Below are 12,076 nucleotides of genomic sequence, written 5' to 3'. Positions count from 1 at the left end.
CCACCGGTCCGACGGGCGCCACCGGCCCCCAGGGTGAGCCCGGTGCAACGGGCCCTACCGGTCCAGCCGGCGCTACCGGCACCCAAGGTGAGCCCGGTACCCCGGGCGCCACCGGAGCCACGGGCGCCACCGGAGCAACAGGCGCCACCGGCGCTACCGGCGCCACCGGCACCCAAGGTGAGCCCGGTACCCCAGGCGCCACCGGAGCAACAGGCGCCACCGGCGCTACCGGCACCCAAGGTGAGCCCGGTACCCCAGGAGCCACCGGAGCCACGGGCGCCACCGGAGCCACGGGCGCCACGGGCGCGACCGGCGCCACGGGCGCCACGGGCGCGACCGGCGTGACGGGCGGCAGCGGCCCTATCAGCACCCACGAGGTAATCGGCAACTTCACAACGACACCGGCGGGCAATTTCGGGACGGCTACTGTCACGTGTCCGCCCGGCGAGACCGCGATCAGCGGCGGTTTCTTCCTGTCCGGGAGCGTCTTTCCCTTGCGGTCTGAGCGGACCACCGTCAACACGCCCGGCGACACCTGGCTAGTCGACTACCAGAACACCAACACGATCGCCGCCGGCGGCGCCGCCACCGTGATTTGCTCACCCGACGCGACAGGGAGCTAGCCTCCGCCCCCGGTCGAGCCCGGCCGCGCCAAGCGGGCGCTGAGCACCGCTGAGGAGCCGGGGCCCTCTCCGCGCGCCGGCCTTCCTGCCCGACGCCCACGTGGCTGATCGAGCGGGGGGTCGGAGCGGGCCGGCTGCCGGTCCGCCCGCACGCCGGGGACTGCTGGGACACTGGTCGAACAGCAGATTCGAAGACGCGGGGGCTAGCCAGCGCCCATGCTGCCGAACCCAGGACCCGGAGCAGCCCGAGCCGCTCACGGTCCCGCATCGCGAACTTGGCCACCGCCACCTTGCTGCTGCGCCCCAGGGCCTGGCGCAGCAGCTCGTACGGCTTGGCGGCGACGCCCTCGGCGGCCAGGTAGTGGGAGGCGCCGATCTGGATCGGGCCGATGGACGAGGCCGGGACGAACGCCACGATCTCGATCGCCTTCGCCATGGGCAGCGGCAACGCGTCCAAGTCTTCATCACTGACCGGGACGATCGTGCCGACCGCGGTCTCATAGCCCCCGGGGTGACCTCACTCTGGTCCAGCTCACGGCCGTCCAGCCTAGGTCAGCCCCGAACCCCGTGTCATTGGTGCAGAGAAGGTGGCAGCGGGCGCACGGCGCTCGGTCTGCGACGGGGGCCGGGCAGGCCGCCGCTGACGGCCCCGGACCGCGCGACGGTGTCGCCGGGTATGCCCTGGCGGCCGTCGCGGCCGCCTGGCCGCGGAGGAGCAGCCATGCTTGGCCGGCGACTGCCACTGCGGCAACTCTTGGGCTGCCCGCTCATACCTGGGTCGGGGTGCCGGTGGTGGACACGGGCCCGGCCGGCCGGCTGCGCGCGGTGGCCGTGGCCGTGCCCTTGAAGGGGAACAGGTTGCCGGAGGTGTCCCGGGCGAGCAGGTCGGCCCGCCCGTCGCCGGAGTAGTCGCCCGCGCCGACGAGCGCGTCGTAGCCGTTCCAGCCGGTGCTGACCTTGATGCGCGCGCCGAGCTTGGTGTACAGCGCACCGTCGCCGGGGTGGAGCCACAGAGTGCCGCCGGAGTTCGCGGCTGAGCAGGTCGTCCTTGCCGTCGCCGGTGAGGTCACCTGGGCCGACCATCATGGTGTAGTTCCTCGTCGTGCTGACCCGCCGGCCGCGGATGTACAGATCACTGCCGATGTTCCGCACGTAGCTCGCGTGGTTGTGGTTGTTGAGCGTGGTGGCGTACGTGTTCCGGGATCTGGGCGTCTCGGTGCCGGCCGCGACCGGCGGCATCAGGTAGTAGCCGTTGGCCAGGGCGCTGTACTTGGCGAGGGTGTTGTTCGCTTCGGTGGCGAGGTTCTGTGCCTTGCCGTAGAGCTGCGTGGTGCCGGCGCCGACCATGAACTTGTTCCGTTCCCACCCGCTGCCGTAGTAGGTGGGGGCGGCGAACTTGCCGCCGCCGATCGACTTGTAGAAGTACTGCTTGCCGTCGCGGCTGCGACCGATCAGGTCGCTCATACCGTCGCCGTCGCCGTCGAGGTCGTCCGGGCCGCTGATCACGTTGTACGTGTTCCAGCCGGTGCCGACCTTGACGCGGGCCTTGAGCGGGGCGGTGGCGCTGCCGGCCCCCTTGTGGAACCACAGCTCGCCGCTCAGCGTACGGGTGAGGACGTCGCCGAGGCCGTCGCCGTCGACGTCGCCGACCAGCTGGTCGCACATCCCCCAGCCGGAGCCGACCTTGACCCGCGTGTTGAAGGGTTTGCTGACGCTGCCGGTGCCGGTGTACAGCCACAGGTAGCCGGCGTGGTCGCGGACCAGCAGGTCGGGGTGGCGGTCCCCGGTGAGGTCGCCGGTGGCCATGACGCGGTTGTAGATCTGCCAGCCGCGGCGTGCCGCGGTTTGCCGGCGGTCACCCGCGCCGACTCCGTGGCGCGGCCGGTCAGGACGACGCTCGGGTACTGGCGGTCGTTGCGCGGTGCGGCCGCGGAGACCGGCTCCGCGGTGGTGTGTGCCGCCCGCCTCCACCACCACACCCACGGCGACGCATGCCGAACACCCCACGCCACAGACGACTCTCTGATGCCCGAGCGACCGGTCCACCGATCGGGCCCCGGCTGGCGCTGCGGGGTGGCGGTGCTCGGCGGCGTGAAGCAGGACGGCTAGTTGTGCGCAGTAGCCGCACGCTCGTTCGGCTGGGTGCAGAAGCCCAGAACCCGGGCTACCGCGGCCCTGAGGTTGATGCCCCTATGGATGTCAACCGGCGTTCTCGGGGCGTCCTGGCTGGCCGGCCGGAGTGCTCGGGGAACGATGAGCCGGTAGATCTCTCGTGCGACATAGCGTTTGAGACGTCGCCGCAGGTAGTCGCGGGACCGGTCGTCCCAGCGCAGACGACTGAGGACGATGCGGTAGAGGGCAGCGTTGGCCTGACGGTCACCACCGCGGTTCAGCCTGCGCCGCTGGGTCTTGCCAGAGGACGCCTCGACCGGACTGGTGCCACATAAGGCCGCGAAGGACGCCTCGCTCGCGAGCCGCTCCGGGTTGTCGCCGGCCGAGATGAGAAGGGCTGCGGCGCTGTCCGGACCGACACCACGAACGTCGAGCAAGCCCGGCGTACTGACTTCGACGGCCTCGGCTATCCGCTCGTTGAGATCGTCGATCTCCTCGGTCAGGTGCTGGATCCGGCGGGCCAGCAAACCGGTGGCCGTCGCCGGGCTGGGGGCGGTCAAGACTGTGACGGTGCCTGTCGCGAAGGCCCCTATCGGGACACGTCCCCTGCCCGGCGCCAGCAAGTACCGCCCCAAGCAGTGGCCGACAGATCAAACTCAAGGCACCAGGGCCAGTCGTAGCGCGAGTCAGGCCACCGCTCGGAGCGGCACCCGAACATCCTCACAGTCGTAGCGGACCTTCCCGGTCGGCACCCCTCTGATATGCGGGTCTCGATGTCGAGCCACTGGTCGTGCCGACCGGGGTGAAGTGTCCGGTCTCATGTGACCCGCTCGGATGTGATCAATGTTGGGCTGCCCGCCGAGAGGTGTCGGTGAAAGCTGTTTTTCGCAGCCCGAGGAAGCATTGTCAGTGGCCGAGGAGACACTGGTCTCATGAAGACCTCCTCGCCCAGCGCATCCTGTTCAGCCGAGCCTTCCCTGACGTGGGTCGAGTCGATGGGCGGTCCGCTGATAGCCATACCCGTTTCCGCATTGGACGGCTGGTGGGGTTGCACGGAGTCGGGGATGGTCATAAGTGACGGGGATGTTCGGGACGATTACGACCGCGCCTGTGACGTGGAGGGTCTGGCCGGAGTGATTGCTGTTGGCGAGGAAGGTCGGCGAGGGCTCGTCCTGGCAGACGAACCGGCCAGGAGCTGCTATCTGCCGGGACACCACGCCTTCGTCCGCTGGCTCGCAGCCGACTCCGAGGCCGATCTGATCGCCGCAGCCAAGGTTGTCCTCGCCGACCCCACCACAGAGTGGGAGGAGTGCGGTGTCTGGGAGACGGACGGCCCAGCGGTGCTCATGGACTCCGTCACTGCCGGGGCTGAATTGGACGTTGAGTACCCCGACGGCGGAGGGCTGCCGGAACAGGCCCCTGTCACGATAGGGCCCGGTCGCTGGACAGTCCGCGCCATCCACACCTGGGCAAACGAGGACACCTCGGTGGGCTTGGTCCAACTTCTGCCCGTGCCCGAGAACTGACGGGAATCAGGAGGCGTCGCCGTCGAGGTGCTGGAGGAGTCCATCGAAGATTGCTCCCGCGCGACCTCATGGCGGCGCCACAGCCACATGGCCAGGCCCGTCGCCGGCGCGGAGGCAGGAGGTCGAGCCCAGGACCACCCCCAGGATCACGCCCGCGTCCTGGGTCAGCCCGTCGTCCTTGAGACAGCGAATCCGCAGGTCACTCGTCGCCGGGTGAACCTCCAAAATCTTGGGCCACCTCGCGCACGTCCGCGTCGACGTGGTCACGTGCTCTCGCACACAGCGCCCGCAAAGCAACGTGAAGCCCGAGGTGCTGCAACAGCTCTGCCATGCGCCGATAGGCATCGCCGTCATTTTCCTTTTCCAGCAGATTCCACACCGCGTTAGGAAGGACCTCTTCGGCCTCGGCGTAGGGAAGTCTTCCGAAAAGGTTGCGGACCCGGAGCGTGTCCCGATCACTCAGCGCGACGACGAGGAGCTCATCCACCAGTGCTGAGGTGAAGTCTGTGTTGAGTGACCCAATGATGAACAGGGCTTCTCGTCGCGTATCAAATCCCGCAAGAGCCACTCTGGCGGAACCCAGTACTGCTGACCGGTCCCGTCGCAGCTCAGGTAGGGATCGTTCGAATGCTTCCGCAGCACTGGCCGCATTCAGCCAGTATTGCCATTCTTTCTCAGCGTCACTCACAGGGTCACTTCCCCTTCGGTTTGGTTCCACGAAATTCCCACGGAAGTTTGGCGACTTCCGCTATGAAAGTTTCTGCCGACATGGGGCGAGTTGGGTAGATAGTGCGATGACCCCACGGCTCAGGGCCTCCTACATCCTCGCCATCTGCGTGGACCCCCAAGCCTTCTGGCATTTCATACCCTGGCGGAAGGGCGAGATATTTGCCAGTCAGTGGCGCTCTGTCGGGGTCTATATAGGCCGACGCCCCGCGAACTTTATCAGATGGTGCTTTAGGTGCATAAGGGCCGACGATTTGATCTGTTGATTCAACACCTAGATCCCTCTCCGGACGGACTGGGCGGGGGGTTGTTCTGTTACCGAAGGCGTGTAGCTTTTCCTCAACTCCCGGACCGGAGTCGGGCATGTCCTCAACTGAGTCAGGTGAATCGGCAAGGGCGGGCGCACCATGCTCTGCTGAGCCCAAGCCATCCCCCTCCGCCGGTTCTGCTCCGTCGTCTTCTCGGGCGCCATCCGTAGCCATGCCTTCGGCCGCCCTACTGCCGCGCGCGGGCTCGACAGGATGATTTGCTGTTCGCTCCTCTTGCAGGGACGGTTCCGTTAAGGAGCCGTCCTCGTCGTTCGCGCTCGCCGAAACACGGTCGGAATCGCCTCCTGCTCCGGTCTCGAAAGGCAGAACGCTGTCACTGTCACCGTCACTGCCATCGGCGCCTGAAGCCCCGGACGCCTCGTTGCGCTCATCAAACGCCAAGGCGTCCTGCTGTAGCACGGTCCCAGGCATGGCTTCTGGCACTGGTTGTGGTGCCTGATCTCCGCCCGTGAGTTCATCTTCGGAGTCGCCCGCGGCAGTCCGCCCCGCGTTGCTGTCGCCCCTACCGTCCCTTCGGGGACTGTCGGTGGCCACCACGCTGTTGAACTCTCCCTCGTCACTGCCCTCAGGGCCGTCCCCTTCGGACGCGCCGCCGTCGGGATCTGTCGACTCGTTCCGGCGCGAAGTCTCGGGGCGCTGATCCGGCGCGCGGGTGCCTGAACTCCGGTCCCCCCTCTCGCCCCTGCCCGGGGCCGCCGCGGGGCCGGACTCGGCGCCAGCGGTGGTTTCGGAGACCACTGCCCCTACGGCCGCCGTGACGGCGCCAGCCGCCTCCGCAACCGCCTTGCCCCCGGCCGTCGTGATCTTGACAGCGCCCTCAGCTGCGGCGTTCATGCCCGTATCGGCACCGGAGCCGTCCGATTCCACCGCGGGAGGGCTGCTCCCGTCGGGGTGCTCGTTCGGCTCGGAGCGGCCATCGGGGCTGTGCTCCGGGCCCTCCGGTTGCCCGGAGCTCTCGGGTTGTCCCCCTGCGCCGTCGCCCGGATGTGCGGGCCTTTGCTGCGGCGCCTCCCCGCTCGACGGGTCGGATTCGCCGGCCCGGTCCTGGCCTGGTCCGCCTTCCTCGGCGGGGCGGTCTGGAGCCCCTCCGTCGACGGGCTCCTTCGGATCAGCACCCGGTGTTCCCGACGAAGGGCTGTCCGAGCCTTGCTGAACGGGTTCCGGCTGCCGATCGGGACGTTCGGCGGTGGCCTGCGGTTGCGTCGCCGACTCCGTGTCAGCCTCGGCGGAATCGTCTGCCCCCGCCGCCCCCTTCCCTTCCGGCTGCTGGTCCGGGACCTCCCGATCGGACGGGACCTGGTCGGGCCGCTCAGGAGGCGTTGACCGGCTGCCCGTGTCCGCATCCGAAGGAGGGTCCTGGATCTCATCCACCGGCGGCCGGGCCGGTTGGTCCGGCCCGTCCGGCCCGTCAGGTTGGTCAGCCCGGTCCGGCTCGTCCGGCCTCGGGCGGTCCTCGTCCGGGTGCTGGCGTGCAGGCGGGTCCTGGGTGTCGTCGTCGGCCTGTGGCAGAGGCTGGTCCTGGGGGGTGGCACCGTCGGGCGGCGATGTCCCGTCGTCCACCGGCGGATCGTCGTCGAGGTCCTCGTCGCTGAACTCGGCACCCTCCGGAGGGTGTTTCCAGTCCTCCTCCTCGCCTACCGGGGGCTTCTCGTTGCGTTCGTACGTCTCGTGCTCCACTTGACCGACGTGCTCGTCACCGGACGCAGGGTTGGCTTCAGCCTTCCAGCTGTCGTCGTCCCCGGCCTTTGCCTTTTCGTTCTTCTCGTAAGGCTCGTTCTCGGTGTCATCGGTCCCGTTACCTGCCCCGGAGCCCCTTGCCTCCCGGCCCGAATCCTCGTCGCTCGCGTAAGGGTCGTCCGCGCCCTCCTTCGGCCTGCCCGAATCGCCTCTGTCCTCGTTCGCCGTGGGGTCCGGCAATGGTGGGGGCGGCGTGTCCGAACCGAATCCGTGATCACTCATCGGCACACTCCTCGACGAAACGCCCCACGAGCCGGGACAGGGCGGGAGCAAGTGGCTCGCCCGTGCAGGCGAGTTGGAAGGCGCGTGTCACTTGGGTCTCGGTGACGCCGCCGGTGAGGGCGAGGACCGCGTCACGCATACCGCTGACCCTGACGTCGCCGACCCGCGCGGCGACCCGGTCGTCCGCGTACTGGGGCAGTTCCTGGATCTCGTTGACGCGGGCCGTCGGAGTGGTGGCGGTGAGGACGAGGCCCCGTGTGGCCCAGTCCGCGACCTCCGCGCGGTCGATGGTGTGCCCGGGTCCCTGCCTCCGGGCCCTGTGGAGGGACAGCAGAACGTCCCGCCAGCGGTAGTTGCCGTACGCGAACCGGCGCGGGTCCCCGGTCGGCGGAGGCCCGTATCCGAGGGCGTGTGCGAGCTGAGTGATGAGGCGGTCGGCGAAATCGCCGGGGTCCACCTCGGCGCGCATGTGGGGCTCGCGGGCGCTGGTGGCGCGTTCGGCCGCATAGGCGAGGACGCACTCCCGCTCGCGTACGGGCAGGGCGGTGAGTCGTTCGCGCAGGACGGGTGCGGGATCGGGGGCCGCCATGCCCATGGCCTGCGTGGACGCCACGGCCTCGGTCCAGAGGACGAGCAGGGGGTCTGAGCTCTGGTAGGTGGCGTCGTTCATCGCGCGCAGAGTGCAGGGACTCGCATGGCACCCGGCGGAACACAGCGGGCTGCGGCTGCCCAGGAGGGGCGGGGCGGTCTTGGCCTCGGCGGAGCTTTCACGGTGTTCGTCGTGGGGGACGGCCAGGAGGACGGGGCGGTCCATGCCGTCTGCGGTGACGGCCGCCCGGCCCGGCGGGAGAGCGACGACGTACTCGCTCTGTTCGCTCTGGAGGTTCATGGTCGCGCCGACCGCCTGCCGGTCGTCCGCGGCCGGGAGCCGGTGCATGACCTTCAGTGCGCTGTTCTTGATGACGTCGGGGAGGATCTTGCTGGGAATCTGTTCGACGATGACGACGCCCTCGCCGTAGGCGCGGATCTCGGCGAGCAGAGAAGCGAAGAGTTCGACGGCCGCTGCGGCCGGCCCGTCTTCGACGTTCTTCAGGAGCCTGTGGGCCTCTTCGACGACCACGATGTGGCGCAGCGGGCTGCTTCCGTTGCCGTGGTGGACGCGTAGGTGTTCGACGAGCCGGATCAGGACGGTGCCGATGAGGAAGGCCTTGTCCTGGTCGTTGGTGATGGATTCGAGTTCGAGTACGACGTTGCCTTCGAGGAGACCGGCGATGTCCAGGGGGTGGCCGCCTTCGAAGAAGCGGCCGGGCGTGCCTTCCCTCAAGCTGCCGATGCGGACGTCGACGAAGCCTCTGACGTCTGCGGTGACTTCCTTTCCGTATCCGATGGTCTCCACGACCTGCTGTGCGGTCTTCTGGAGGTCACCAAGGGTGGGGTAGGGGGCGGTGCGCGGTTCGTCGGGTTCGGTGAGGCGGAATTTGGGTTTGTGGGCGGGGCGTGGGTCGCCTGTGACGAGGTCCCAGCCGGCGGCGGTGTAGCACTGGGTCAGGGCTCGGGCCAGGACTTGCGGGAAGGGCTCGTGGCCTTCGAAGGCGGCGAGGAAAAGTGCTCGGACGAGGTCGACGTGGCTTTGGAGGGGGAAGCCGGGCTCTGGTTCGAGGGGGTTGAGGGAGGCGGGGGCGACGTCGACGGCGCCGGGGCGGATGACGGTGACGGAGCCCTTGTCGCCCAGGCGGCCGGCCATCCGTGCGTATTCGGCCTTGGCCGGTTCGATGGCCAGCCAGGGGATGGGGTGCTCGTGCGTGGCGAGCGCGGTGAGCAGGCTTCGTACGGTCTGGGACTTGCCGGAGCCGGTCGCCCCGCAGACGAAAGCGTGACGGTTCAGGGTGGGCCGTGAGATCCGGAGTTCGTCCGAGGGGTGCAGGGACTCGTCGAGTATGCGGCCGAGTGTGAACCCCTCGTCCTCGGTGTCCTCGGCCGTGACGTCGAAGGTGCTGGGGGTGATGGTACGGATCCCGGGCAGCTCCCGGGCGGGTGGTCTGGCCAGTGCCGCGACCAGGTCGGCAGGGGCCACGAACGGCGAACTGCCTGGTATTTCCGCCGAGAGCACCGGCAGGGCGAGTGTCTGGTGCAGGGGCGCTGTCCGCCGGGTGGGAGCGAGGAGGTACGGAAGCTCGTCGAGGTCGCCCGCACCGCACAGGAGAGCCGCGGCGGCGTGGGCGGAATTCGTGTCCTGACCCGCCACGAGGACGTGTACGTTCCACAGGCCCGTGCCGAGTGCCAGGGTCAGCTCGCGGTGGCGTGATTCTGCCCGTTCGAGAGAGAGGCGGTCCATTGCGGAGTTCTCGCGCTGGCGCAGGCGGGGGATCTGCAGGCTGAGGGCCGTGCGCTCCTGTTCGAGCCGTTCTGCTGGAAGGGGTTCGGCGATGACCAGCCAGGCGAAGGCGTTCGGGAGGTGGGCGACGGCGTCGTCGAACGATCCGCGGCGTCCGGCGGGCAGCACTCGGTCGTCGCTTCCCAGGCGCAGTGCGTCGTGAAATCCGGTGCAGCGCAGCCAGTGGGGGAACCGGTCGAGGAGTTCGGCGACCTCGCGGGGGTCTGCCGGGTCTGCCGTGGCACCCGGCGGGTAGAGCACGGACCTGCCGGTGTCGGTGGAGGGAGGGAAGAAGGGCCGTCCGCCGACGAGGATGTGCAGGGGCTTGCCGGGCCCGGGCCGTACCCACGCCGTGGCCATGGCTGCGGACGGCCCCTGTAGGCCGAGTACGGCGTGGGCTGCGGTGACGGCCGCCGTCAACTGTGCGGGGGTGCGGTCCTCTTCGCCGGGGTCGTCGGGGCGCCGGGGCAGGGTCCTGATCCGGTGGAAGCGGTAGGACCCGAACGGGTCAACCGCCCCCTGCGTCTCGAGGTCTTCTGTCACGGCAGGGCCGGCCGGGGCAGCGTGGAGAGCCGGGGCAGTCCGGCAATGCCCGGGTTGCAGTCGGCGAACACCGCACGCCGCCCGTGGGGGCCGGCTTCGACCACCACCATCCCCGTCGCGGGAAGAGCCTGCAGCTGGGTGGGCTCCACCGTGAACTCGTAGACCCGTGAGAGGTTCTCACCGTGAGTGGTTGATCGGGCCGTCGAGGTGTTGGTGGTTTCCTGCCAGCTCCGCGAGAGCGAGGTGGTGAACGTCCGCGAGGTGCCCCAGTTGCGGCCGGACGTGGCGCTCAGGAAGCCGCTGCGGGAGAAGGAGCCGCCCTTGTTCGACCCAGTGGACGTGGATTCGGCGTCCTGCTCCCCGTAGCTGCTGCCGCGTCCCTCGGTGAACGTTTCACCGACCTGCTTGGTGAGCTGGTTGACCAGGAATTTGTAGTCCTGGCCGATGAACTGCGCCGCGTCGCGGGCCTCATGGCCGTTGCCGATCCGCATGAAGATGGTGGCGCTGTCCGACCCGCCTGCCACCTTCACCGTGTCCTCTCGTAGGTGCTCGAACAGCAGGGTCAGCCGGATGTCGGCCGTCCGGGCCTGCCGGGCCATCGACTCCAGGGCGGCCCGACCCAGCTGATCGGCCCCAGCGATCACCAGCATCCCGGTGCCCCCGGTGAACCGGCGCTGCCGCAAGTGGTGCAGCAGCTGGAAGAAGGCGATGCGGTCGGTCAGGTCCTTGCGTCGCTCGACGCGGTCGTCGGTGGCGAGGATGGTCAGCCGGCCCGGCTGCCACAACTCGGAAAGGGCCAGATTGACGTCGGCCCGCGCGGGCGACTTGGCCATGAGCTCCATGAGGCCGCGGACATGACGCAGCTCGTTCTGGATGCGTTCGCCTTGCCCCACGAAATCGATGGCCTGCGACAGTGCCTCGACTTCGCGCGGGCTGAGGGGTCCGCCGTCCGCGCCGGGTTCGTAGATGCGCAGCAGTACCCGCAGTCCGGCGGCTAGCCTGGCGTAGGTCACGGGTGCCTCGAGTGACCGGGCGGTTGTCTCGATCAGCTCGGCGTCGATGGAATGCAGGTCGACTTCGGCGGCCTCCGGCCGCATCGACCGCAAGGCTTCAGCCAGGCACTCCGCAAGTTCCTCAGGGGTGAATCCGTCGAGCAGGTCTGCGGTCACAGTGGCAGCCGGCAGCGGAACGTGCTGCACATGAACGTCGCGATGGGCGGCCAGGACCGCCAGCTCGAGCGCGATCGACTGCTGGCTGAGGTCCATGACCAGCACAGGCTGCCCGCTCGCGAGCAGGGGGCCGCCGACCGTGGCCAGTAGACTCGCCCAGCCGTTACCGGTCCCGCCGAACACGTCGATGCGGCCCGGCCGGGAATCCAGCCGCAGCGGATACCAGAGATCGACCTCAGCTGAACGCAGTCGGTGCTCTGCTTCGTGCTCCGCCAGCAGGCTCTGCCAGTGGTTCAACCTCTGCTGGTGCTCTCGCCACAGCCGCTCGCGCCGGCGTTGCGCCGCGCTCCGGGCAGCAAGGAGAGTCAGCCGCGGAGTCATGAAGATCGCCGTCAAAATGATCAGCAGCAGGAGGCCGTACCAGACGCCACCGAAGACCCCGATGCCAAGGGTGAGCACGATCGCGCACCCGATGCCCTTACCGGACTTCTGTCCGGCCGCCGTTTCCCTGCGACGCAGATCCGGATCCGACGGCTCCTTCCATACCGGTGGCGTGTTCGCCAAATGGTGAGGCACGAGTACGGGCGGCTCAACATACTCCCAGCCCCATCGCTCCTCACCCGCGAAGACCTGCTCGGCCAGCTGCCCGCCGCCTTCGTCAGCCTCCACTCCTACGCCCCCGTCACTCACTCGCCGCTCCTCCCCATGCCTGCCC

7 protein-coding genes and 1 pseudogene are annotated in these 12,076 nt (G+C 68.9%); 2 read left to right on the top strand and 6 right to left on the bottom strand.

What is annotated here, in order from left to right; genetic code table 11:
• The first annotated feature begins 341 nt into the window (after nt 1-341).
• Nucleotides 342-623 (top strand): hypothetical protein, encoded by a 282-nt coding sequence (locus AB0D48_RS23400; RefSeq protein WP_362400084.1) that lies wholly within the window; start codon nt 342-344, stop codon nt 621-623.
• Nucleotides 624-843: 220 nt separating this feature from the next.
• On the opposite strand, the pseudogene AB0D48_RS23395 reads toward AB0D48_RS23400, so the two are convergent.
• The 3 genes and pseudogenes from AB0D48_RS23395 to AB0D48_RS23385 all read right to left on the bottom strand — a co-directional run.
• Nucleotides 844-1,128, bottom strand: a pseudogene (locus AB0D48_RS23395) (Ku protein); the annotation flags it as partial.
• 65 nt (nt 1,129-1,193) lie between these two features.
• The gene (locus tag AB0D48_RS23390) at nt 1,194-2,429 is read right to left on the bottom strand and encodes an FG-GAP-like repeat-containing protein (RefSeq protein WP_362400082.1); all 1,236 of its coding nucleotides are present in this window, start codon (nt 2,427-2,429) and stop codon (nt 1,194-1,196) included.
• Between the two features lie 299 nt (nt 2,430-2,728).
• Complete coding sequence (locus AB0D48_RS23385; RefSeq protein ID WP_362400079.1) at nt 2,729-3,295, bottom strand: transposase; 567 nt, start codon at nt 3,293-3,295, stop codon at nt 2,729-2,731.
• 372 nt (nt 3,296-3,667) lie between these two features.
• Here AB0D48_RS23385 and AB0D48_RS23380 point away from each other — a divergent pair, with 372 nt between their 5' ends.
• Nucleotides 3,668-4,261, top strand: a complete 594-nt coding sequence (locus tag AB0D48_RS23380; protein WP_362400076.1) for an Imm21 family immunity protein — start codon at nt 3,668-3,670, stop codon at nt 4,259-4,261.
• 199 nt (nt 4,262-4,460) lie between these two features.
• On the opposite strand, the gene AB0D48_RS23375 is transcribed toward AB0D48_RS23380, so the two are convergent.
• From AB0D48_RS23375 to AB0D48_RS23365, 3 genes are all read right to left on the bottom strand, one after another.
• The gene (locus tag AB0D48_RS23375; RefSeq protein ID WP_362400073.1) at nt 4,461-4,949 is read right to left on the bottom strand and encodes a hypothetical protein; all 489 of its coding nucleotides are present in this window, start codon (nt 4,947-4,949) and stop codon (nt 4,461-4,463) included.
• Nucleotides 4,950-7,267: 2,318 nt separating this feature from the next.
• Entirely contained in the window at nt 7,268-10,192 is a 2,925-nt protein-coding gene (locus AB0D48_RS23370) for an ATP-binding protein (protein WP_362400070.1), read from the bottom strand.
• Complete coding sequence (locus tag AB0D48_RS23365) at nt 10,189-12,030, bottom strand: hypothetical protein (RefSeq protein ID WP_362400067.1); 1,842 nt, start codon at nt 12,028-12,030, stop codon at nt 10,189-10,191. The genes AB0D48_RS23370 and AB0D48_RS23365 overlap by 4 nt, the downstream gene beginning before the upstream one ends.
• Nucleotides 12,031-12,076 lie beyond the last annotated feature (46 nt).

It is taken from the genome of Streptomyces sp. NPDC048269 (genome assembly GCF_040652395.1).
In the GTDB taxonomy this organism is placed as follows: domain Bacteria; phylum Actinomycetota; class Actinomycetes; order Streptomycetales; family Streptomycetaceae; genus Streptomyces.
The sequence above is the reverse complement of the archived record's forward strand: the minus strand, read 5'-3'. Positions and strand labels throughout refer to the sequence as shown.